The following is a 21,861-nucleotide window of genomic DNA, read 5'->3' on the forward strand; positions in this document are numbered from 1 at the left end:
CGCCTAGCTCCGCCGCGACGTCGCGTCGACCAGCACCGCATGCAGCACTCGTGCCTGGACGCTCGCCTCGTCACCGCGCACCACGACATCGGCGAACGCGGCGCCGAGAGCCCGGCTCACGTCGAACTCGCCCGCGTCCCCGGCCAATTCGGCGCGCCAGCGCCGATAGCCGCTTACCACCTCGGCGAGGGTGCTGTTCCGTCCTGCCTCCAGACGCAGGTACTCCGCGATCAGGACGCGCTGGGCCTGCCTGCGTGCGAGACCACCACCGGCGAAGTCGAGTGCCCGGCCGAATTCGCGGAGCGTCGCCACATAGATTTCCAGCTCCCCCGACTCGGCGGCGGACTCCGCCGTTCCGGTCGCTCGCCTCGGCTCCTGCGCGGTCCGCTGGTCGAGGGTGATCGACCGACCGGCGCCCGTGCCCTGGGAATCGCGTGGTTCGAGACGCCACCGCACCGGTTCCGATTCGGCATCGAGCTCCGCTACCGCGACGACATCGAGGTCGATCATCGGGTAGTCGGTGAGCACCCGGTCTACCGCGGCCACGAATTCCCGCACGACTTGCAGCTGCAAGCCGGGGGTATCGAATCCGGCCACCCGCACGTCGTGGTGTTCGGCCAATGTCCGCGCCAGCCATCCGACCACGGGATCGGAAACCGGTCGCCCGCCGGAACCGCGCCGATCACGCCCGCGCCGCGGTTCATCGGTGGGCTTGTTCGATCGCGGCGGGGAACCGTACCGAGGGCTAGCCGGTCTCGGCTGGGCACCGGCGGGTGGTCCGGCCGTTCTCGGCGGCTGCCCGGACCACGGGGTGTCTCGCCGTCCCGCACCGCCTGGTGGGCTGACCCCGGCTTGCCGCCCGGCTGAGGCACGGGGCGAATCGCGAATGGCCGCCGGGGGGAACACCGCAGAGGCCGGTGACCGGCGACCTGGGTCTCCGGCAGGCTTGCCGGAGTTGCCGCTGCCCGGTCCGCCTACTTCACCGGGCGCCTCTCGGACCGCTGCCCGATCCGAAGGATCCCGCTGCGGACCGCCCTCCGGCGTGGAGCTTCCCGCATGCGCGTCCGGTGTCCGCGACCCGCCGGGGATGGGTCGTCCGGTCGGGTTGGCCCGGTCCGTGGGATTTTCCGCGTTCGTGGGATACGCCGGGGCGACCGCTGCCGGAAAGGTCGCCGCGGGATCGGACGTCACGAGTGGCTGTGCGCCCGCGGGCGAGGGCGCCGGTTCGCCGATCGGATCCGGGTCGTCGGCAGTAGTGCCGACCAGGCTGGCCCCGTACCTGTCCTGCAGTTCGAATTGCCCTGCGGCGTCCACGATTCCGGCGGCCGTGCTGTGCAGGCTCTCCTCCATTGCCCGCAGATTGGCCAGCAATTTGTCGGCGTGCGGCTTGAACTCCCTGGCGAAGGCGACACCCAGATCGTCATCGCCCCAACTGCCTTCGGTGTGCGCCAGGGATTCGCGCAGTCCCGCATAGGTTTGCCCCACGCGGTCACCGAGTTCAGCCAGCCGCGCTCCCTGATTTCGCAGGTTGTCCGGATCCAACCGGACTTCACCATTCACGTCGCGCCCCCCTCCGGTCGGGCTCGGCCGTTGCCGCGCAGGCGGAACCGTCGCTCGAATTCGGTGACGAACACCGACAGCGGCACCGAAGAGGTAGAGCGCTCGACGACGCCATCGTCGGCGACATAGAAAACCGCACGGTCCAACGCCATTTCGCCGTCCGGCACCGGCGAACGCACCAACCAGCCCACGCTGATGCGATCGGCCCGCAACGTCGACAACGGGTATCCCGTTGTGTCATACCCCTGTCGTCGGATGTGATCCCGGACGAGATCGAGCGCATCCGCCTCGCCGATCCCCTCGGCGTGGTTCGCGTCCAGATCCGCAAGCACGAACTGGAACATCGCACCATCGATGTCGGCGCCGCGGCCGAAGACCTGCACGATCGCCTCGCGAGTCACCGCACCGGCCTGCGCAGCCGACACCAACAACTCGGCCGCGTCCGGCGTACCACCCGACCGGTCGTCCAGCAGACTGCCCACGACACCCGCCGCAGTGCCGACCGTCCACACAGCGGGCAGCGCGGGCGCGCACTCCCGTATCGGCACGGACTCACCCCGGTACCACCGACCGGCCTGCCACCAGTAACAAAACGACAGCAAACCGGTTGCCGCCCGCGGATTGAGCACCGGGTCGGCCACCCAATCCGGTGCTCCCGCAAACAATTCCGGCATCGCCGCACCCGCGTTGTACATGGCGTCCAGGATCGGCGCATCCCACACGCCACCCGACAGCACGGCCCGGTCACCGGGCAGTAGCGTCAGCGTCGAACCGCTGCGTCCCGCGCCTTCGAAGATGCCCACGGACGGACCGATCCGCGGCCCCTGCCTCGAGCCGACCGCCACGAAGGCTGCCGCCAGCACCGCCCACCGGGCCCACAACACGGCCAGTTGCGGCAGTTCGTTATCCACGGCCGCCGCCCGCAAACCCGCACGCTGGTCCGCCCGCATCGCGGTGGCAGCCGCGCGCGGCGTCCGTGTCCGATGTTCTCCGCGCCCGAGGTAGGCCGCCAGCCACACCGGCAGCCGGTCCCGCGGATAGCGTTCCAAGTCGGCGAGATATGCCTCCGGTGCAAACAATTGCTCGCCAGGGAACGGCGCCGCACCGTGATCGGCATCGGCCTCGACACCGTCCGCATCGATGCGGACCAGCAACCGCCACCACGGCCCGCCCTCGTCCCCTGCCGATACCTGCCGATGCCGACGCACCGCAACCCACACCGCATCCGATACCGGGCATCGAAAAGACCGGATACCGTCGTCGACCACCAGCAGCGCCGATTCGGCGACCACGGTCATCGCGAACCACGCCTCCAGCCGCTGCCATCCGGGCGGAGCCGTCTCACGCAGCCCATCCGCGATCCGATCGGCCAATCCGGCAACACCCTCATCCCCCGCCTGCGTCACGGCACACTCCGAGTTCCGGGAACGGCAAACGCGCCGAAGCCCTGAGAGGCGCCGATGCGTGACCTCGACCGCGAGCAGTTCCCACAAATCGCCTGGATCGGTTCGTCAGGGCTAAGATTTCGCACTTCGCGTCCCGGCGCAATGCCGGTATTTACCAGCCATGGCAAGGCAATACGTCTGGCGTCGCACCGAGTGCTCGACGCCCGAGCCACACGATCTGTCCCGGCTGCGGCGAGCGGTGCTTACCGGCCGGAACGTTCGGCAACGGCGGCGTCGAGGCGGGCGCCGAGCGCGTTGACCTGGTCACGCAGCCGGATGAGATGCTCGATCGGATAGCCGACCTCCGCCATGACCGCCTCGATCATCTGCCGGGCCTGTGGCTGCAGGGCGCGACCGGCTTCGGTCGCGCGCAGTTCGACGGCACGGCGGTCGCTGGCACTCCGGACGCTCTCGACCAGACCATGTGCCTGGAGTCGCTGGACGAGCGGTGAGACCGTGCCGTAGTCCAGCTGCAGTTGTTCGCCGAGTTCCTTCATGGTCATCGCAGGCCGCCCCCACAACACCAGCAGGGCCAGATACTGCGGATAGGTAACACCCATCCCCTCGAGAAACGGCCGGTATGCCGCAGTCATCGATCGAGATGTGGAGTACAGGGCAAAACACAGCTGTGATGCGAGCGAGAGCAGGTCGGCATCGGTTCCCCCGACGGTTGCGGCAGCACCATCGGACCCCGCGGCCGCTCCGACACGCACCACTGGTGTGGGATGCGCTTCTTCGGGCATCAGGACACTGTATCCCAGCGTATTTGCGGTACTCGCGCAGATATCCAGACCGCCCTGCTACTGCTCCAACGGCTCGCGGTCACCGTCGAATGTCGGCATACGCGAACTCGGAGCACCACGCAGTATTCAGATGGGTTCGGGCTCGTGTGGTCCGTAAACGAGTGGCTCGAATGCCGTGGCCTGCGGATCGGTCGGAGGCGGGGTGCGGCGACGGATCCACAGTCCGGCAAGGAATGCCACAGTGGTGATGATCGCGATGTGCGCCGCCATCAAGACGAGGAAGGGGAGGACGAATCCCTCGTCGGTGACCGCGCCTCGGTCGGTCACACAGTAGAGGGTGTAGTCGACCGACGTGCCCTCGGAGTCGTGGAAGGTGTCGGATACCACCACGGGCTCGCGATAGGGGTCCGAACAGAACAGTGGCGCGGTGAGTTTCGCTTCACCAGGCCAGATCGATACCGGCACCACGGTGCTGAACATGCCGACGCCGACACCGGTCGACAATGCGGTGGTGAGCAGTCTCGCCATGGCCTCACACCTGCCGGATTCGAAGAAAAGCGCCGGCACGGTCGAACTCGGCGACCATATCCGTCCGCGGGGAGCTCACGTTCGCGACGATCCGGATCTCGCGGCCGAACCGGCTCACAACGATCCCGGTCACCTGGCCGTCGGCGAGTTCACTGCGAGCCAGGGTGGTATCGACGATGTCCTCGATATGCGCGAGTCCCGGCACCTCACTGACCATGAAGCCCTCGCTGTCGATGTCGTCGAATGCCGAAACCCGCACCGGCTGTGGCGCACTCAGCGCACCGAGCGTGAACGAGTAGTCGTCGAGCCTGCGGGCACCGGCCGGATCGCGCACCCGCAGTCGCACGGCCGCCTGCCGTGCGGTTGGATCCGGCCACGCGGAGAAGAATCGAGTCACCTGGTCCGGCTGATCGAACAGCACCAGGCGGAACCGCATGGAATCCGGAGCGGTCAGCAGAATGACATTCGCCTGAAAATCGGTGGTTCCCAAGCGCTCTCGCACCGCGGCGACCGCTGAATCCGTCAACCCGTTCACCAGTCCCCCGCCCCGCGCCCGCAAACCCTGTTCGAAGTCGCCGCGCTCGACCGCCCCGAAACAGCCACCGGCGCTCAGTACGACCAGACACAGTGCGGCCCGTAGCCACCTCCGACGGCGCATACCGGAATGCTAAACGTTCACTGGTCGAATGCCACGTCGGTCTCGTTCGTTCAGAGAATCGGGCCAAAGCAGGAGGCGGGCTCTCACGTCACAGCGACAAGTGCTCATGCACTCTGGATGTGGTTGCCGTGCATGGGAATTCGACGGCCCGACGGCTGGGCGAGCGGCGTCCGTCGCGGAGTCAGGAGCCGATGACGTCGCAAGCGCGCCCTACGAGAAGCGGGTCGGCCGGGGTGACGATCTCGGGGTCCTTGTTGTCGTAATCGAACAGGCCGAGGACATGGCGCATCGCGTTGAGGCGGGCGCGTTTCTTGTCGTTGCTCTTGACCACGATCCAGGGGGCGTAGTCGGTATCGGTGTGCTCGAAGTTCTGTTCTTTGGCGGCGGTGTAGTCGTCCCATTTGTCGAGCGAGGCCAGGTCCATCGGGGACAGCTTCCATTGGCGGACCGGGTCGACCTGGCGGATGGCGAAGCGGGTGCGCTGCTCCAGCGGGGATACCGAGAACCAGAATTTGACGAGGTCGATGCCGTCGTCGACGAGCATGCGCTCGAAAAGCGGAACCTGGGCAAGGAATCGCCGATGTTGTTCGGGTGTGCAAAACCCCATGACCCGTTCGACTCCCGCACGGTTGTACCAAGAGCGGTCGAACAATACGATCTCCCCGCCCGCGGGTAGGTGTTCGACATAGCGCTGGAAGTACCACTGCGTCGACTCGCGGGTGGTCGGCTTCTCCAGCGCCACCACGCGTGCGCCGCGGGGGTTGAGGTGCTCCATGAACCGCTTGATGGTTCCGCCCTTGCCCGCGGCGTCGCGGCCCTCGAACACGATCACCAGCCTGCGCCCCTCGGCCTTGACCCAATTCTGCAATTTGAGCAGCTCGATCTGCAGCAGGCGCTTGTCGGCCTCGTAGCTGTCGCGGGCCAGACGCTGCTCGTAGGGGTAGCCCTCACGCCAGGTGTCGACGGCGAAACCGCCCTGGGCGGTGATCAGGACCGGGTCGTCATCGTCGAAATCGTCGACGATGAAACCGGCAGTGTCGGAAAGGTCGACCACTGACCGGAGGTCCCCGATCGCACTGAAGTCGGGCAATGGCTGCCGTGTCGCGAAGTCGGTCATTTCCGGGACACTATCGACGGATTCTGACCGAAAGGTGAACAGCCGAAGCACCTCATCGTGCGCGCATCACCTGCGGCGTGGGCCTTTCCTGGTCATGCGCAGACCCCATACCTCGAGGGTTGTCGCGATCGCCATGTATTGCAGGTAGGCGGCGATGACAAGCTCGGCGCCGTAGTCGTGCAGCCATCCTCGTAATGGCAGCAGCGCCGCCACACCGAGGCAGATCAGCAAGGCACCCAGCACCAGTGCCGGGATCCGCAGTGGCGCTAGCTGCTCATCGAGGAGAACGCGGGCGGGCCGCGCCGAACCTGCGGCGGACCTCGGGCCCGGCTGGGAGGCGGCGGGACTTCCGGTACGGCGTGTCTCGAAGGGGTTGGGTATGGACGCTGGATTAGCCATAGCGTTCTCCGGGCCGACACTGCGATCGACCAAGGTAGCGATTCGATATGGAAATGGCGCAACACGGGTGATCACCGTGATCGGCGACCGATCCGTCCTGTCATGCGGCGCGGTTGCCGCTCCCCGACATTTATGAAGGCTAACTATTAGCCAGCGACAGCGTGACAGTAATTGAACGTCGAAAAAAGACCGGCTGCTCACACAACTTCGCGCGTTCACGCGAGACCGAATCGTGACCTAGCGCGCGGATATGGCCCTGAACTAGGGAAACAACTGCCCAACTGGCGGGATTCGGACCTGCCCGGGAGAGCACGCAGGCTTACCGGCGTTACCGAACCGATATCCACTAGCGAGTTGGCCGAGCGGCCATCTCGGATGATCGAGACCGTCGTGGCACAGCCGAACGATCGACCACATAGTCGCGCAGAGCAGCATGCCGTTGCGGACCGTCAGCACCACCACACCCGACCAGCTCCCGGTGGCTACCCGGTCGTAGACGAAGGGGAATTCCACCTGGCTCATCAACGCGGTCGCCAGCACCAGCAGCAGTACAGGCCGCTGTGTACTGCGCGAGTCGAGCGCGCAGACCGACGCGACCGCCACCGCCCACACCAGGTACTGCGGGCTGAGTACCCGGCTGGTCGCCAGGGCGAGCAGCACTGCGGCCAATACCAGATCCGCCGCTGGAGGCCGCGCACGCCACCAGATGATCAGCAACACCGCGCCGCCCGCGAGCGTGGCCGCCACGCACGCCGACGCCACCGCGGACACAACTGGCCCGGATAACTCGTCGGCCCCATAACGATGCACGATGGTCCAGCGGCCGTTCAGCAGTCGAGCGATCAACAGCGGAGTGGCGGCCACGGATTCGATCTGCAATCCACGCTTCGACTGGAACTCCAGGAACGACCACGCCCCCGGACCCAGCGCCGCCAATCCCGCGATCGCGGCGATACCGACACCGGCCGCGCCCGCACTCATCCGTCGCAGCGTTCGCCAGCGCAAGCCCAGCACAACCAGCACCGGCCAGACTTTCAACAGCACGCCCGCGGCAGCGGCCGCGCCCGCCGCCGCCGGGCGGCGCGTCGCCCACAGCAGTGCCGCGACCACGGTCGCGGCCACGATCAAATCGAATCGGCCGTAGCAGACCCTGCCCAACAGCGCCACGCCCACCGCCCACACCCACGGCCCGGTCTGCGCTGTCTCCCAGCCGTCGCGCCGGGCGGCCCGGATCAACAAGCCGAGCACACTCGCATCCGCGGCGGCGACCAGCGCGAAAAACAACCAGTTGTAGCCTGCCCCGCCGCCGAGCAGCTGGGGCACCACCAGCAGTGCGCCGGCTCCGGGCGGATACTGCCAGCGCTCGTCCGCCAGCGGGAAAATGTTCTGGTACATGATCTGCTCGGCCCATCCGCGATACAGCGTCAAGTCCGCGGCCGAGGCATCCCAGACGCTGTGTGGCAGCAACGTCACCCCGGTCAACACCACCATCAGCGTCCGCGTAACCACCCACACCAACCACAATTTCGACACCGACGACAGCCTGCGCACAAAGCCGCAGCCTAACCATCGCGACCCTCATCGGGCACCGGGCGCGAACATCGTCACGCACAAGCACTGCGCCGGGACCGGTCCGGCGCTACCGCCGATACGCTGCTGCGCGCATGACGAGCACTTGATCGCACGCGTGCCGTTCGATCGAAACCGTCAGGCGCACAACCGGAATCACAACAGTCATCCGAAGACGAGGAGGAGCCGAATGTCTCACCGAGGTGTTCGCCTGGGTCGCATCGCCGCCCCGACTCGTCCTGGCTATCCACCCGCCCACGTTTCGGGCTCTGCCGAGTCGGGCGGTCGGTGTGTATCGGCAGTCCCAGCAGTGGGCGGCAGCGCGGAATCCGACGGGTTACTGTGCGAGGCTGCGTGCGATGACCAGTCGCTGAATCTGGTTGGTGCCCTCGAAGATTTGCGTGATCTTGGCTTCGCGCATATACCGCTCGACCCGGAAGTCACGGGTGTAGCCGTAGCCGCCGAATACCTGAACAGCGTCGGTGGTGACCTTCATGGCCGCGTCGGTGGCGATCAGTTTGGCCACACTCGCCTGGCGTGAGTACGCCAGCCCCGCGTCGCGTCGCCGCGCGGCATCGAGGTAGGTGGCGCGGGCCGAATCGACCGCGGCAGCCATATCGGCCAATAGGAACCCCAAACCCTGATGGTCGATGATCGGCCTGCCGAATGCCGTGCGCTCCTTGGCATAGGCGACGGCTTCGTCGAGCGCGGCCTGGGCCAGTCCCGTCGCGACCGCGGCGATGCCGAGTCGGCCGGAATCCAGTGCGCTCAAAGCGATCTGGAGGCCCTGCCCCTCCGTACCGATCCGTCGCTCGACGGGCAGGAACGCGTCGTCGTAGTGCGCGGTCGTGGTAGGCACCGCGTGCAGCCCCATCTTCTGCTCGGGCTTGCCGAAAGTCAGGCCCTTGGTCTCACGCGGCACCAGAAAGCAGGAGATGCCGCGCGACCCCTCGCCCGTGCGCGCGAAAACGTTGTAGAAGTCGGCAATGCCGCCATGGGTGATCCAGGCCTTGGTGCCGTTGACGAGATACCCGCCGTCGACGGGAGCGGCCTTGCATGCCACCGCGGCGGCATCCGATCCGGCCTGCGGCTCGGACAGGCTGTACGCGCCGATCGTATTGCCGCCCAGCATCTCCGGCAGCCAGCGCTGCTTCTGCTCCTCGGTGCCGAAGGCCAGTAGCGGATGACAGGCCAGGCTGTGCACGCTGACCGCCACCGCGATCGCCGCCCACCGCGCGGCGATCTCCTCGAGGACCTGCAGATACACCTCGTACGGCTGGCCACCGCCGCCCCATTCGACCGGGTACGGCAGGCTCAGCAACCCGGCCTCTCCCAGTGTGGCGAACACACCGCCGGGATAGGTCTCGGCCCGTTCGTGTTCATCGACGATCGGCGTGAGGACTTTATCGGCGATGTCTCGGGTGAGCTGGATCAGTTCCCGGGCTTCGGTGGTGGGCAGCAGACGTTCGACGGCCACAAGACTCCTCGCCTACGAATAACAGTACTGAATTACCGATCACAGTACTGTGTGGACCTCAGTACTGCAAGAGCCTCACCAGTACTATTCGCTGATATGGAGCAGCTCACGCGCGCAGGATTCGCCACCCGGCGGCGTACCGAACTCTTCGATGCGCTGGTCGAGCTGTTCCTGACCGAGGGATTCGCACACCTGACCCTCGACGAGATCGCCGCGCGGCTGCGCTGCTCCAAATCGACCCTCTACACCCTCGCGGGCAGTAAGGAACAGCTGGTCCGGGCCGCGACCGTGCACTTCTTCCGCCGTGCCACCAACGATGTGGAGACCGGCATCGCGCCGATCACCGACGCCCGCGAGCGCATCACCGCCTACCTGTCCGCGGTCGGCACCGCTCTGGCCGCCGCCTCCGATCGATTCATGGCCGACTTGAGCGGCTTCGCGCCCGCGCAGGAGATCTACGAGAAGAACACCAGGATCGCCGCCCGACGGGTCCGCGAACTCATCGACGAAGGCGTCGCGGCGGGCGAATTCCGTGACGTCCACGCCGCCTTCGCCGCCGATATGGCCGCGACCATGATGGTCCGCATCCAGCAGGGTGGGGTGCGCGAGCACACCGGACTCGACGATGCCGATGCCTACCGCGAGTTGGCCGCCATCCTCACCGCGGGCATCAGCACCTAGCCTCACCCAGGGCCGCCACAGCCGCTCCACCGACACCACCACCGGCGCGGTACTCGAATAGCGACGGCGCACAAGGGATGTGGATCTGTGCGACTACGACCCGAACTGTTTGCCGCGCTCGACGAGGTGACCGCCGTCGCAGGTACGGCCGTCGGCATCGACGACCGCGTCGGGGCTCAATGATGAAGCACGATCTCGCACCCGGCCCGGAGCCCGCCTCCGCTGCGATGTGGCGGCCGGGCACGGAATCTGGTGTGATCGGTGCCGGGAGGGATGCGTGATGCCCAGTTCAGCATGTGATCGCCGTCGGCAGATGATCGCGGCACTCGGCGGTCTCGTTGCTATCGTGACGGCGGCCGGATGCACAAGTAACGACCCGGTCCCGTCACCAGCACGGTCGTCGGGCAGCGTCACCACCTCGCCCGTCGCGCCGCCGCCATGGACTCCGGCCGATCTGACCTACCATCCGTGCAGCGTGCTGACTTCGGACGATATCGCCCACTACCTGCTCGCATCCGATGGCAGCGCCGCGACGCCGCCACGGGAGCTGTCCCGCTGCTCCTGGTCCTCCATCCAAACCGCGATCGCCGGAAGTTTCACCGTCTCGTTCGCCCCACACAGCAGCGACCTCAGCGATCTCGAGCAGCGCCAAGTTCGTAATCCACTCGAGCGGACGGCCACCATCGGAGGTCAGCGCGCCGTCGTGCAGCCTGAACTTCGTCCCGACGGCCGCAATGGCAGTTGCTCGGTCTACGTATCGGTCCCGTCCGGCGGATCGTTTTACCTGGGTATCGCCGCCCCGGGCATTGCCACCGGAGTCGACTGGGACGTCTGCGCCAAAACCACCGACATCGCCACCACCATTGCGGCACGCCTGCGCTGACCCGCGCCGTATCGCCCTGTGGGCGACCTGCCGCCGCCAAATCCACGGCCCGATCCGAATCCCGTTCCCCGGCAACCGGATCCGGCATCATCAGCAGTGGAGGCGAACCTCGGTAACGAGCTGGATGGCGCTCGAAGGCTTTCTCCGAGTGTGCATCAGCCGCAGCACGAGTGCGTCAGCCGCGAACGACGGGCACCAGATACCTGCGCGCGAACTCGGCGAGCTCGGCGTCGGACCGTAGCGGCGTTGTGCCGTGCGGGGCGAGGATGAGTGAATGGACCACGCGGCAGACGATTTCGGCGCGGGTCATCAGGTCGTCGGAGTCGGCGAGTAGTCCGCACTGGACCGCGCGTTCGAGCGTGGTGGCGGTTGCGGTGACGCACATGGCGAAGGTGGTGGCACCGTCGACCGTGAGTTTCATGATCACTCGCTCGGGTTCGATCGCCAGCATTCGCTCGACCATGGGATGCGTGCGCCATCGCGTGACGACCGTGACGAATATGTCGGCGACGAGATCGTCGATGCTGTCGTGCCGTTCGGGCATTGCGGCGAGTTCCGTCAGCAGCGTCGCGACCTCGCGGCTGATCACAGCCTGTACGAGATCATCGCGTGAGCCCACCCGCCGGTAGACCGTGACTCGATCCACCCCGGCCTGCCGGGCAACGTCCTCGATCGTCGTCTTCTTGACGCCGACCTTCGCGAACTGCACGAGGGCGGCGTCGAGGATCCGTGTCTCGAGATCGTCCGCATCATCGCGGCTCAGGGCTGCTTTCGACGCCGTCTTCACCTGTTCGACGCTAGCAGACAACACGCGCCGTGCAACAATCCAAGCAAAAATGTGGCTCGCAACATTGCAATGAAATTTGTGGCGCTGTACGGTCGGGGTATGGCTGACACGGCTGGCGCGACGAAGCGCACCTACGGCGACGACGTGCATGCGATCAATGCGCGCGACGTCCATTTCCAGTTCGATTCCGTGCCGATGCACTACATCCCCGGCGAGGTGCTGGCCACCCACATCGTCAACGTCATGCATCTGGTGCTGCCCGAGGGTGAGCGAGCCATGGCGCAGGCGCTGTCCGAGGCACTGCCGCATATCCACGACGAGCGGCTGCGGGAGGAAGTGATCGGGTTCGTCGGACAGGAGACCATGCATGCCAACAGCCATGAGGCCGCGCGCATACATCTGCAGTCCATCGGCCTGGACGTGGACTCTTATGTCCGCAAGGTGGCGTGGCTGGTCGACCGCATTCTCGGTGATCACGGCCTGACCGGGCGAGCGAAGGACGAGTGGCTCAAGGAACGCCTCGGACTGTTCGCGGGGATGGAGCACTACACCGCCGTGCTCGGCGAATGGCTGCTCAACGCGGACATTCTCGAGGAGAAGGGCATGCATCCGGCCATGCTGGATCTGGTCCGCTGGCACGGTGCGGAGGAGGTCGAGCACCGCAGCGTGGTCTACGACGCGTTCATGTACGTCGACGGCAGCTACGCACGCCGGGCGCGGACCGCGATCCTGGCGAGCCTGACCCTGCTGCCCCTGTTCATCGTGTCGACCGCGTACATGTACCGCAAGGACCCGGAGGCCGATAAGGGCAAATTCTGGTTGCGGCAGTTCGCCAGTGCCACCCGCCGCGGCGTGATCCCCAGTTGGACGGTGTTCCTGACCGAGATCCCGCGCTATCTGCGGCCGGGTTTCCATCCCGCACAGCTGGGACCGATGGACAAAGCACTGCGGTATCTCGGGCACTCGCCCGCCGCGCGGGCGGCAGGTCACTGATGGGCGAGCCGACCGATCCCACGCCGGTGAGTCTGCGGATGCTCGGCGGGATCATGGACGCCTACAAGAGCGTCTTCGCGAAAGGCGGCGCCGCGCCGTTGCTGTCACGACCGAAGCCGGTGCGGCGCACGGGATTCGAGCTGGACGTGCGCGTCGAGAGCATCGAACGCCAGACAGACGATGTGGTGAGTCTGACGCTGCGCACGACCGCGGGTGGCCCGCTGCCGACGTGGCGGCCGGGTTCTCATGTGGATGTATTTCTGCCCTCCGGACGGCAGCGGCAATATTCGCTGTGCGGGGACCCGTCGGATCGCTTCCGCTACCGGATCGCGGTGCGCCTCATCCCGGACGGCGACGGGGGCTCCCGAGAGGTGCACCAGACGCTGCGCACCGATGACCGGCTGCGAATTCGCGGCCCCCGCAACGCATTCACCTTCGTCGACGCCCCGTCGTATTTGTTCCTGGCCGGTGGCATCGGCATCACACCGATCCTGCCGATGGTCAAGGCGGCTGGATCCCGTGGTCGGCTGGTGTACCTCGGCCGCTCGCGCGACACCATGCCGTTCCTGCACGAGCTGCCCGGCGCGGATATCCGTCCCGACGACGAATTCGGTGTCACCGACATCGCCGAACTCATTGCTCGCGCCGAACCCGGTGCGGCCGTATACGTCTGCGGACCGCCGCCCATGCTGGCGGCGGCGCAGCGCTGCATGTTCGAGCTGAATCCGACCGGGTCGCTGCACACCGAGCGATTCTCGGCGCTACCGGTCACCGATGGCCGCGCATTCGATATCTCCCTCGCTCGCACCGGCGGCACCGTTCGCGTCGCGGCGGACGAGACCGCGCTGACCGCGCTGCGCCGCCGGCTCCCGGATATCGCCTACTCATGCCAGCAGGGCTTCTGCGGCACCTGCAAGGTCGGCGTCGCCGCCGGATCGGTCGAGCACCGCGACCGCCTGCTCACCGAATCCGAACGAGCCGATCACATGCTGGCCTGCGTATCGCGCGCCGTCGGCGACGCGCTCGTACTCGACCTCTGAACGGCCGGAGACCAACTGATGGCTACATCGATGAAAACCCCTGGAGCAGTGACAACCTTCGAGGTGCGCAATCCGGCCACCGGTACGACGGTAGGCCGCTATCCCATCCACCGGCAGACCGAGGTCGACCACGCTGTCGCCACGGCGCACCAAGCGGGAGTCTGGTGGGCAGCACTCGGATTCACCGAGCGCGGTCGACGACTCGACGCCTGGCGTGCCGAAATCGCCAAGGGCCGTGACGAATTGGCCCGGATCGTCCACGAGGAGATGGGCAAGCCGGTCTCGGACGCGAATCTCGAGATCGCCATGGCGCTCGAACATCTGCGATGGGCCGCGCACAACGCCGAGCGTGTACTCGGCCGCCGCGGCGTGCGGTCGAGCCTGCTCACGCTCAACCATGCCGCGGAGGTCGAGTACCGGCCCTTCGGCGTGGTCGGGGTTATCGGCCCGTGGAACTACCCGGTCTTCACACCGCTCGGCTCGGTGTCGTTCGCACTGGCCGCCGGGAACGCCGTGGTGTTCAAACCGAGCGAGTACACCCCCGGTGTGGGTGTGTGGCTCGCCGATGCATTCGCCCGCGCCACTACGGAGCGACCGGTGCTGCAGGTGGTCACCGGTCTCGGTGAGACCGGAAACGCGCTGTGCCGCAGCAGGATCGGCAAGATCGGGTTCACCGGTTCCACGGCCACCGGCAAGAAGGTCATGGCGGCCTGTGCCGAGAATCTGACCCCGGTGCTGATGGAATGCGGCGGCAAGGACGCGCTCGTCGTCGATGCCGATGCCGATCTCGACGCGGCCGCCGAGGCCGCGGTATGGGGCGGGTTGTCCAATGCGGGCCAGACCTGCCTCGCTGTGGAGCGCGTCTACGTGCACGCCGAGGTATACGACGCTTTCGTCGCCGAACTGGTGGCGCTCGCGAGCACGATCGACGCCGGTCGGCCCGAATCCAAGATCGGACCGATCACCATGCCCAAGCAGCTCGACGTCATCCGACACCATCTCGAGGACGCGATCACTCGCGGAGCGCGCCTCCTGCTCGGCGGAATCGACACCGTACCAGGCCAATTCGTACAGCCTACGATCCTGGCCGATGTGCCCGACGACGCCGCGGCCATTACCGAGGAGACCTTCGGCCCGACACTCACGGTCACCCGCGTGCGCGATATGGACGAAGCGATCGAGAAGGTGAACGCGGGCGCCTACGCCTTGGGCGGCACCGTGTTCTCGCGGCGCAACGGCCGCGCCATCGCGGACCGCATTCGCGCAGGCGGCGTTTCGATCAACTCGTTCGTCACCCATGCCACCATCCCGACGCTACCGCTCGGCGGAGTCGGCGACTCCGGGTTCGGCCGGGTACACGGACCCGATGGGCTGAAGGAATTCACCTACGCCAAAGCGACCACCAGGCAGCTGTTTCCATCGCCGCTGCCACTGACCACCTTCCGGCGCACCACCCGGGTAGACGCGGTGGCCGACCGGCTGGTGGCGCTGCTGCATGCAAGGAGCCGATAGATGAACGCGGAACACACCCATATTGCCGTCGTCGGCGCGGGATTCGGCGGCATCGGACTCGCGGTGAAACTGCGGGAGGCCGGATTCGAGGACTTCGTCATCCTGGAACGCGCCGACGATCTGGGCGGAACCTGGCGCGCCAATACCTATCCGGGTTGCGCCTGCGACGTTCCCTCGCAGCTGTACAGCTACTCGTTCGCACCTAATCCGGACTGGTCGCGCACCTACGGGAAGCAGACCGAGATCCTCGATTACCTCCGTTCGGTGGCCGTCGACCACGATGTGGTCCGCTCCATTCGCTTCGGCGCGGAGGTCCTCGACGCCCGCTGGGACGAGACCGCATCGCTGTGGCGCATCGAGACCACGCGGGGTTCGCGTACCGCGAACTTTCTCGTGTCGGCGACGGGTATCTTCGCCGAGGCGAAGTATCCCGACCTACCGGGGCTGGAGACCTTCGCAGGCGCCAGCTTTCATTCACTGCACTGGGACCACGACCACGATCTCACCGGCGAGCGCGTCGCGGTCATCGGCACCGGAGCCTCCGCTGTGCAGTTCGTTCCCGAAATCCAGCCCCGGGTCGGCAAACTGCTGTTGTTCCAGCGGTCCGCGCCATGGATCGTGCCGCGCATGGATCGCAGAACACTGCCCGCCGAGCGGTATCTGCTGCGCAGTGTTCCTTTGGCACAGAAGGCCGTTCGCGGTCTGTGGTACTCGGCCATCGAGGCTTTCGGACTGATCTCACTTGTGGACCAACGCTTCCGGCATCCCTACGAGGGGCTGGCACGGCTGCAGCTGTTGCGGCAAGTGCGAAACCCGCTGTTGCGCAAGATCTTGACGCCAGACTATGTGATCGGCTGCAAGCGCGCGATCTTCTCCGACGCGTATTTGCCCGCGCTCGACCAGCCCAATGTCGAGGTCGTCACGCAGGGTATCGCCGAGGTGCGTCCGCATTCGATCGTGCTGCGCGACGGCACCGAACACGAAGTCGACACCATAATCCACGGCACCGGGTTCACCTCGATTCCCACCGCCTACGAACGGCTCATCGGCCGGGACGGGATCTCGCTCGCCGAGCTCTACCACAAGCAACCGCAGAGCTACCTCGGTGCGGCAGTCGCGGGATTTCCCAATTTCTTCTGCACGCTGGGTCCCTTCGGCGCGGCCGGAAACCAGTCGGCCATATACATGATCGAATCGCAGATCGCCTACATTGTCGATGCTCTGAAATCGGTGCGCCGCAACGGAGTTCGCCGCGTCGAGGTGCGGCCGGAAGCCCAGGAGCAATTTCTCGCCGAGATGGCGCAGCGCAGCTCGACCAGTGTCTGGCTCACCGGCGGCTGCACGAGCTACTACACAACACCCGACGGTCTCAATGCCGGACTGTACCCGAACTGGAGTTTCGAATACCGCCGTCGCACCCGCGCTTTCGACGCCGACTCTTACGAGGTGACCACATGACGATCGGAGCAACGCCGGGCCGCCTCGACGTGGACGGCAAAGTCGCGTTGATCACGGGGGCCGCACAGGGGATCGGCCGTGAACTGGCGGATGTTCTCCACGCCCGCGGCGCTTCGGTCGTGCTGGTCGACATCGACGGCGCGGGCGTCGCCGCGGCCGCGGCTGCCCTCGGCCCGCGCGCCCTGCCGGTCGCTGCCGATGTCGCGAATCGAGAAGCCATGCGCCAGGTGATCACCGACGCGGTCGACTACTTCGGCTCTCTGAACGTGGTCGTCGCCAATGCCGGTGTGGTGCCGCGCCCCGCTACCCTGCGCACCCTCGAAGGGCGGGACTTCGACCGCGTCATCGATATCAACCTGACCGGCGTGTTCAACACTGTGCGCCCGGCACTCGATCACATTGTCGCTGCCCGCGGCCATGTCGTGGTGGTGTCCTCCTGCGCAGCCTTCGCGCCGGGGATGGCGGGTGCGCCGTACATGATCAGCAAGGCGGGCGTGGAGCAACTGGGACGCGCACTGCGCGTGGAACTTTCACCATTCGGCGCGACCGCAGGTATCGCCTATTTCGGCATTGTCGAAACGGCCATGACCCATGACACCCTCGACGGTGACGATCTCGGTCGTGCCCTCGACGATCTGCTTCCGTGGCCACTCAACCGACGGATCACCGCGGCCGAGGCCGCGCGGTCGGTGGCCGACGGTATCGAACGACGTGCCCCGCGCACCATCGCACCCGCGACCGGCTGGGGCGCGTACGCGCTGCTGCGTGGAGCGGTGAACGCGGTGCTCGACACCCGCCTCACCCGCGACGCGCGAGTGCACGACCTGGTTCGCGCGGTGGAAGCGCGGGTTCGGATATGAGCGAGCGCAACGGGCGAACCATCGACGCAGCCGCCACAGGGGTCATGAGCGCCGAAACCGCGTCCCGCCGGGCTCGCGCTCTACGGCAGATCTCGAGTCACACTCTGCGTCCGGTGCTGGCCGCCCTGCCGGTCAACGCGCACACGCTACCGGCGGCGCGGATGGTCGTCGACCAGGTCATGCGTGCGGTCGCGCCGGTGCTGAACGGCACGGCGATCGAGGCCGTCGAGGACGGTCCGGTCCGCGCCGAGTGGGTGCGCGGTCCGCGCGCGACCCGCGACGACGCCGCCATCCTGTATGTGCACGGCGGCGGTTTCATCACCGGATCCGCACGCTCGTATCGGGGTGTCACCTCACGGCTTTCGACCGCGACCCGGCTGCCGGTCCTCACGGTGGACTACCGGCTCGCTCCCGAAAACCCCTACATCGCAGCGGCATCCGATGTCTCGGCGGCCTATCGCCTACTGCGCGAACAGGGATTCGCCCCGGACCGGATAGTTATCGCGGGCGACTCCGCGGGCGGCTACCTGGCCACCGATTTCGTGATCGGCAGCGCCGATCGCGGTCGTAGGTGCGCGGCTGCCCTGCTGTTGTTCTCGCCCATGGCCGACCTCGCACTGGACCTCGCGCGCCGAGGTGGTCGCCGCGATGCCCTGCTCGACCTGGCCACCGCGCGCGCCGCCGTCGCCCACCTCGCCGACGCGCCGCAACAACTGCGTCCCCGTTCGGGAACACCATTGCCGCCCACCCTGATTCACGCCAGCCGAGATGAACTCTTCGCCGCCGACGCGATCGCACTCGCCGACCACTTGAGCGCCGCGGGCGCACGCTGCGATCTGCGCTTGTGGGCCCGGCAAATGCACGTCTTCCACACCCTCGCGGCGCTGGTGCCCGAATCTCGAATGGCATACCGCGCGTCCGGCCGGTTCGTCATCGAGGCACTCGCATCCCCTGCCGCACAGGCAATCTGAAAGAAGTACCGTCATGAGCTCTGATACCCTCTGCGCCGCCTTCCAGCACACCGCCGCCATCGATCCCGATGCTGTCGCGGTGCGCACCGTGGGCGGCACCCAGGAACTCACCTGGGGTGAATACGCCGCCCAAGTGCGCCGCATCGCGGCCGGTTTCGCGGCGCTCGGCATCGGCCGCGGTGACACCGTGGCCCTGATGATGGGCAACCGGGTGGAGTTCTACCCGATCGATGTCGGCGCACTGCACGCCGGGGCCACGTCCTTCTCGGTCTACAACACTCTGCCGCCGGAGGGGATCGCCCATGTGCTGAGCAATGCGGGTGCGTCGGCGGTGGTGTGTGAGGCGCAATACCTCGACCGCATCAGACGCTCCGGCGCGGCCCCCGCGCACATCGTCGTACTGGACGGCGACCCGGCGGAGGGCACAATGACCCTGCAGGAGCTGCAGACGCTCGGCACCAGCGACTTCGATTTCGAGAAGTCCTGGAAAGACACGAAACCCGACGACGTTGCCACCCTCATCTACACCTCCGGCACCACCGGCAACCCCAAGGGTGTCGAAACCACGCACGCCAATCTGCTGTTCGAGGCCTATGCGCTGGCCCAGGTGCTGCCGATCGAATTCGGCGACCGGATCACCTCGTTCATGCCCTCGGCCCATATCGCCGACCGGTTGACCGCGCTCTACTTGCAGATAGTGTTCGGCACGCAGGTGACGGTGGTGGCCGAACCCGCACTCATCGCGGCCGCGCTGCCGGACTGCCGCCCGACCATCTGGGGTGCGGTACCGCGGGTGTGGGAGAAGCTGAAGGCCGCAATAGAACTCGGCGTCGCCAACGAACCCGCTCCCATGCGTGCCGCGGCCATGCGCTGGGCTCTCGACACCGCGCGCAAGCGCATGGACCTGCTGCGCGCCGGAGACCCCGTTCCGCCCGACCTGGCCGCCGAATTCGAGAAGGCCGATGCCGCTGTGCTGTCGGCTCTGCGCGCGAAACTCGGTTTCGACGAACTGAAATGGGCGGTCTCCGGCGCGGCGCCGATTCCCGCCGACACCCTCGCCTTCTTCGCCGCACTCGGACTACCCATCTCCGAAATCTGGGGCATGTCCGAACTCACCTGCATCGCCAGCGTATCCCCGTACGCCCCAACCGAACTCGGCACCGTCGGGCGTCTCGTACCAGGTATGCAGATGCGGCTCGCGGACGACGGTGAGCTGTTCGTGCGCGGCCCGCTGGTCATGAAGGGGTACCGCGGCGAACCGGAGAAGACGGCCGAAGCCATCGACGCCGACGGCTGGCTCGCGACCGGCGATGTGATGACCCGCGACGACAACGGCTGTTTGCGCGTCGTGGACCGCAAGAAGGAACTCATCATCAATGCGTCGGGGAAGAATATGTCTCCCGCCAATATCGAGAACGCGGTACGCGCGGCCTCCGGTCTGATCGGCACCGTCGTCGCCGTCGGCGACGACCGCCCCTACGTCACCGCCCTGCTGACGCTGGATCCTGACACCGCTGCCAGTTTCGCCGCCGAGCACGGATTACCGGTCAGCGCCACCACACTCGTGGAGCATCCGGACATCATCGAACGGGTCCGCGCCGCGATCGATTCCGCCAACCAGGTCCTGTCCCGCGTCGAGCAGGTAAAACGCTTCCGGCTGCTGCCGACCTTCTGGGAACCCGGCGGGATCGAACTCACCCTCACCATGAAGCTGCGGCGCAAGCCCATCACCGAGATGTACGCCGCCGACATCGGCCTGCTCTATGCCGACCCGCAGCCCGCCGACGTCCATACCCCCGCCATGAAGGAGACCGTCTCCCGATGACCCGCTGGTTCCCCCTCGCCGACAGCGACGACACCCTCATCGAGAACAGCCCGATCCGTTTCCGCCACAGCGTGATCGTGCCCGCCGAACCCGAACGCGTCTGGCAACTCCTCACCGCCGACGACGCACTGGTCTCCTGGGCTCGCGGCATCACCGGCGTCGACTGGATCACCCCGCGCCCCTTCGGAGTCGGTACCCGTCGCCAGGTCACCGTCGGCCACGGTGCGGCCGCACTGCGGGAACGCTTCTACCGCTGGGACGAGAACAAACAGCTGACCTTCACCGTCGAGGCCGCCAACCGGCCCGGCTTCCGCCGCTTCGCCGAAGACATCACCCTCGAACCCCACCCCGACGGCACCAACCTGACCTGGACCTTCGCCGCCGAGGCCGAACCCTGGTTCGCCGCACTGCTTTTCCCGGTCCGACCGATCATCAACCGGGTGACACGGTCCTGGACCGAAGGAATCATCGAACAGGTGAAGCGCTAGCCCCGGAGACGGCGAAGTCCTCGATCCCGCGCGGCAAATCGTGCCGCGCCGGGACAGGACTCGGTCCCGAACTGAACAGTCAGCGGCCGATCACTTTGTGCGGGAACCGGTTTGGTAGGACATCGAGCCAGGCACCGGTGCGGCCGCTGTGTTCGAGGGCGAGGCGGGCGTAGCGAGCCTGTTTCTCGAGCAGGAAGATGATCGTGTTGGTGAGCGAACCGGTATTGCGCAGCTCCGGATCTCCGATCTCACGACGGATCTTCCAGCGCAGCCAGGCGTGCATGCCTACCCGCAGCGGATCGAATCCGTTGAAGATAATGGGAACCCGCGACTCGTACCACAGCCATTCCAGATTGTGCTGGGCACGGGCCAAGCCGGGAGGGTGCGCAGGTGGAAGTGCTTGCCCGCGAAGGTTTCCAGCCCATCCAGAGCCGGAATCTTCGGCCGCGACAGTTGCCCGGTTGCGCAGGTCAGCCCGTCGAACCACTGCTTCTCACCATCGGCCAGCTCCACCTGCCAGCGTCCGCTGTCCTCGTCGAAGGTCGCGGCAATAATCTCGGTATTGGTCCGAACCTTCGGCGCCACACCATATTTGACGGCGGTGCGTTCCAAGTAGGCGCGGATCTCGGCCTGGGTGCCGAAGCGCTGGGACCATTCGGTCTCCAGTTCGAACGAGTAGGAGTAGGTCGGCGAAGGCACGTCGCAGGCCGCGCCTGGATAGTAGTTGGCCCGCCACACGCCGCCGACGCCGTCGCCCTTCTCGAAGACGATGTAGTCGCGAATATTGTTGCACTCCAGTTCGATGGCTGCGGCCAGGCCGCCGAATCCCGCACCGAATCGCGACGGATACGGACGAGTTCTCGTCGC

At 66.6% G+C, this 21,861-nt stretch carries 21 protein-coding genes and 1 pseudogene; 10 read left to right on the forward strand and 12 right to left on the reverse strand.

Translation table 11 applies throughout. The annotated features are described in order from the left end of the window. Nucleotides 1–3 precede the first annotated feature (3 nt). From ACQPZ2_RS26470 to ACQPZ2_RS26510, 9 genes are all read right to left on the reverse strand, one after another. The gene (locus ACQPZ2_RS26470; RefSeq protein ID WP_433520921.1) at nucleotides 4–1,560 is read right to left on the reverse strand and encodes a hypothetical protein; all 1,557 of its coding nucleotides are present in this window, start codon (nucleotides 1,558–1,560) and stop codon (nucleotides 4–6) included. Beyond that, nucleotides 1,557–2,966: a hypothetical protein gene (locus ACQPZ2_RS26475; protein WP_433520922.1), complete on the reverse strand. Its 1,410-nt coding sequence runs from the start codon at nucleotides 2,964–2,966 to the stop codon at nucleotides 1,557–1,559. The genes ACQPZ2_RS26470 and ACQPZ2_RS26475 overlap by 4 nt, the downstream gene beginning before the upstream one ends. Nucleotides 2,967–3,208: 242 nt before the next feature. Next, nucleotides 3,209–3,748 (reverse strand): MarR family winged helix-turn-helix transcriptional regulator, encoded by a 540-nt coding sequence (locus ACQPZ2_RS26480; RefSeq protein WP_433520923.1) that lies wholly within the window; start codon nucleotides 3,746–3,748, stop codon nucleotides 3,209–3,211. Between the two features lie 126 nt (nucleotides 3,749–3,874). Further along, nucleotides 3,875–4,276, reverse strand: a complete 402-nt coding sequence (locus tag ACQPZ2_RS26485; protein ID WP_433520924.1) for a hypothetical protein — start codon at nucleotides 4,274–4,276, stop codon at nucleotides 3,875–3,877. Nucleotides 4,277–4,280: 4 nt separating this feature from the next. Next, nucleotides 4,281–4,934, reverse strand: coding sequence for a hypothetical protein (locus ACQPZ2_RS26490; protein ID WP_433520925.1), 654 nt, complete (start codon nucleotides 4,932–4,934; stop codon nucleotides 4,281–4,283). Nucleotides 4,935–5,115: 181 nt separating this feature from the next. Continuing rightward, complete coding sequence (gene ppk2 / locus ACQPZ2_RS26495) at nucleotides 5,116–6,051, reverse strand: polyphosphate kinase 2 (RefSeq protein ID WP_433520926.1); 936 nt, start codon at nucleotides 6,049–6,051, stop codon at nucleotides 5,116–5,118. A gap of 66 nt (nucleotides 6,052–6,117) precedes the next feature. Beyond that, on the reverse strand, nucleotides 6,118–6,450 hold the full coding sequence (locus ACQPZ2_RS26500) for a hypothetical protein (RefSeq protein WP_433520927.1): 333 nt from the start codon (nucleotides 6,448–6,450) through the stop codon (nucleotides 6,118–6,120). Between the two features lie 261 nt (nucleotides 6,451–6,711). Then, entirely contained in the window at nucleotides 6,712–7,983 is a 1,272-nt protein-coding gene (locus tag ACQPZ2_RS26505) for a glycosyltransferase family 87 protein (RefSeq protein ID WP_433520928.1), read from the reverse strand. Between the two features lie 373 nt (nucleotides 7,984–8,356). Beyond that, nucleotides 8,357–9,496, reverse strand: a complete 1,140-nt coding sequence (locus ACQPZ2_RS26510) for an acyl-CoA dehydrogenase family protein (protein WP_433520929.1) — start codon at nucleotides 9,494–9,496, stop codon at nucleotides 8,357–8,359. A 96-nt stretch (nucleotides 9,497–9,592) separates the two neighbouring features. On the opposite strand from ACQPZ2_RS26510, the gene ACQPZ2_RS26515 reads away from it, so the two are divergent. Then, complete coding sequence (locus ACQPZ2_RS26515) at nucleotides 9,593–10,177, forward strand: TetR/AcrR family transcriptional regulator (protein WP_433520930.1); 585 nt, start codon at nucleotides 9,593–9,595, stop codon at nucleotides 10,175–10,177. 280 nt (nucleotides 10,178–10,457) lie between these two features. Continuing rightward, complete coding sequence (locus ACQPZ2_RS26520; protein ID WP_433520931.1) at nucleotides 10,458–11,060, forward strand: DUF3558 family protein; 603 nt, start codon at nucleotides 10,458–10,460, stop codon at nucleotides 11,058–11,060. A 175-nt stretch (nucleotides 11,061–11,235) separates the two neighbouring features. Here ACQPZ2_RS26520 and ACQPZ2_RS26525 read toward each other — a convergent pair whose 3' ends face one another. Then, nucleotides 11,236–11,847, reverse strand: a complete 612-nt coding sequence (locus ACQPZ2_RS26525) for a TetR/AcrR family transcriptional regulator (protein ID WP_433520932.1) — start codon at nucleotides 11,845–11,847, stop codon at nucleotides 11,236–11,238. Between the two features lie 99 nt (nucleotides 11,848–11,946). Between ACQPZ2_RS26525 and ACQPZ2_RS26530 the strand changes: the two genes are divergently transcribed. Genes ACQPZ2_RS26530 through ACQPZ2_RS26565 form a run of 8 tightly spaced genes read left to right on the forward strand, consistent with a single transcriptional unit; the run spans nucleotide 11,947 to nucleotide 20,994 of the window. Then, nucleotides 11,947–12,840: a metal-dependent hydrolase gene (locus tag ACQPZ2_RS26530; protein ID WP_433520933.1), complete on the forward strand. Its 894-nt coding sequence runs from the start codon at nucleotides 11,947–11,949 to the stop codon at nucleotides 12,838–12,840. Continuing rightward, nucleotides 12,840–13,880, forward strand: coding sequence for a PDR/VanB family oxidoreductase (locus ACQPZ2_RS26535; RefSeq protein ID WP_433520934.1), 1,041 nt, complete (start codon nucleotides 12,840–12,842; stop codon nucleotides 13,878–13,880). Before ACQPZ2_RS26530 ends, ACQPZ2_RS26535 begins: the two co-directional genes overlap by 1 nt. Nucleotides 13,881–13,898: 18 nt before the next feature. Continuing rightward, on the forward strand, nucleotides 13,899–15,392 hold the full coding sequence (locus ACQPZ2_RS26540; RefSeq protein ID WP_433520935.1) for an aldehyde dehydrogenase family protein: 1,494 nt from the start codon (nucleotides 13,899–13,901) through the stop codon (nucleotides 15,390–15,392). Beyond that, on the forward strand, nucleotides 15,393–16,850 hold the full coding sequence (locus ACQPZ2_RS26545; RefSeq protein ID WP_433520936.1) for a flavin-containing monooxygenase: 1,458 nt from the start codon (nucleotides 15,393–15,395) through the stop codon (nucleotides 16,848–16,850). It abuts the gene before it with no gap. Then, nucleotides 16,847–17,710 carry a short-chain dehydrogenase/reductase gene (locus tag ACQPZ2_RS26550; RefSeq protein ID WP_433520937.1) on the forward strand — a complete coding sequence of 288 codons (864 nt, stop codon included), beginning with the start codon at nucleotides 16,847–16,849 and terminating at the stop codon, nucleotides 17,708–17,710. The genes ACQPZ2_RS26545 and ACQPZ2_RS26550 overlap by 4 nt, the downstream gene beginning before the upstream one ends. After that, nucleotides 17,707–18,681: an alpha/beta hydrolase gene (locus ACQPZ2_RS26555; protein WP_433520938.1), complete on the forward strand. Its 975-nt coding sequence runs from the start codon at nucleotides 17,707–17,709 to the stop codon at nucleotides 18,679–18,681. The genes ACQPZ2_RS26550 and ACQPZ2_RS26555 overlap by 4 nt, the downstream gene beginning before the upstream one ends. Nucleotides 18,682–18,694: 13 nt before the next feature. After that, nucleotides 18,695–20,506, forward strand: a complete 1,812-nt coding sequence (gene fadD11 / locus ACQPZ2_RS26560) for a fatty acid--CoA ligase FadD11 (RefSeq protein ID WP_433520939.1) — start codon at nucleotides 18,695–18,697, stop codon at nucleotides 20,504–20,506. Then, nucleotides 20,503–20,994, forward strand: coding sequence for an SRPBCC family protein (locus tag ACQPZ2_RS26565; RefSeq protein ID WP_433520940.1), 492 nt, complete (start codon nucleotides 20,503–20,505; stop codon nucleotides 20,992–20,994). Before fadD11 ends, ACQPZ2_RS26565 begins: the two co-directional genes overlap by 4 nt. A gap of 79 nt (nucleotides 20,995–21,073) precedes the next feature. Here the strand turns inward: ACQPZ2_RS26565 and ACQPZ2_RS26570 are convergent, their stop codons facing one another. Together ACQPZ2_RS26570 and ACQPZ2_RS26575 are read right to left on the reverse strand one after the other, a co-directional pair. After that, the gene (locus tag ACQPZ2_RS26570) at nucleotides 21,074–21,277 is read right to left on the reverse strand and encodes a hypothetical protein (protein WP_433520941.1); all 204 of its coding nucleotides are present in this window, start codon (nucleotides 21,275–21,277) and stop codon (nucleotides 21,074–21,076) included. A 2-nt stretch (nucleotides 21,278–21,279) separates the two neighbouring features. Continuing rightward, a pseudogene (locus ACQPZ2_RS26575) lies at nucleotides 21,280–21,816 on the reverse strand (flavin-containing monooxygenase); the annotation flags it as partial. Nucleotides 21,817–21,861 lie beyond the last annotated feature (45 nt).

The sequence above is a fragment of the Nocardia pseudovaccinii genome (assembly GCF_050942345.1).
Lineage (GTDB): Bacteria > Actinomycetota > Actinomycetes > Mycobacteriales > Mycobacteriaceae > Nocardia > Nocardia pseudovaccinii.

Coding starts and splice junctions, on each gene's coding strand:
- ACQPZ2_RS26545 (WP_433520936.1), top strand. CDS start 15,393: ATGAACGCGGAACACACCCATATTGCCGTCGTCGGCGCGGGATTCGGC.
- ACQPZ2_RS26565 (WP_433520940.1), top strand. CDS start 20,503: ATGACCCGCTGGTTCCCCCTCGCCGACAGCGACGACACCCTCATCGAG.
- ppk2 (WP_433520926.1), bottom strand. CDS start 6,051: ATGACCGACTTCGCGACACGGCAGCCATTGCCCGACTTCAGTGCGATC.
- ACQPZ2_RS26500 (WP_433520927.1), bottom strand. CDS start 6,450: ATGGCTAATCCAGCGTCCATACCCAACCCCTTCGAGACACGCCGTACC.
- ACQPZ2_RS26490 (WP_433520925.1), bottom strand. CDS start 4,934: ATGCGCCGTCGGAGGTGGCTACGGGCCGCACTGTGTCTGGTCGTACTG.
- ACQPZ2_RS26555 (WP_433520938.1), top strand. CDS start 17,707: ATGAGCGAGCGCAACGGGCGAACCATCGACGCAGCCGCCACAGGGGTC.
- ACQPZ2_RS26540 (WP_433520935.1), top strand. CDS start 13,899: ATGGCTACATCGATGAAAACCCCTGGAGCAGTGACAACCTTCGAGGTG.
- fadD11 (WP_433520939.1), top strand. CDS start 18,695: ATGAGCTCTGATACCCTCTGCGCCGCCTTCCAGCACACCGCCGCCATC.
- ACQPZ2_RS26535 (WP_433520934.1), top strand. CDS start 12,840: ATGGGCGAGCCGACCGATCCCACGCCGGTGAGTCTGCGGATGCTCGGC.
- ACQPZ2_RS26520 (WP_433520931.1), top strand. CDS start 10,458: ATGCCCAGTTCAGCATGTGATCGCCGTCGGCAGATGATCGCGGCACTC.
- ACQPZ2_RS26550 (WP_433520937.1), top strand. CDS start 16,847: ATGACGATCGGAGCAACGCCGGGCCGCCTCGACGTGGACGGCAAAGTC.
- ACQPZ2_RS26480 (WP_433520923.1), bottom strand. CDS start 3,748: ATGCCCGAAGAAGCGCATCCCACACCAGTGGTGCGTGTCGGAGCGGCC.
- ACQPZ2_RS26530 (WP_433520933.1), top strand. CDS start 11,947: ATGGCTGACACGGCTGGCGCGACGAAGCGCACCTACGGCGACGACGTG.
- ACQPZ2_RS26570 (WP_433520941.1), bottom strand. CDS start 21,277: ATGCACGCCTGGCTGCGCTGGAAGATCCGTCGTGAGATCGGAGATCCG.
- ACQPZ2_RS26485 (WP_433520924.1), bottom strand. CDS start 4,276: ATGGCGAGACTGCTCACCACCGCATTGTCGACCGGTGTCGGCGTCGGC.
- ACQPZ2_RS26515 (WP_433520930.1), top strand. CDS start 9,593: ATGGAGCAGCTCACGCGCGCAGGATTCGCCACCCGGCGGCGTACCGAA.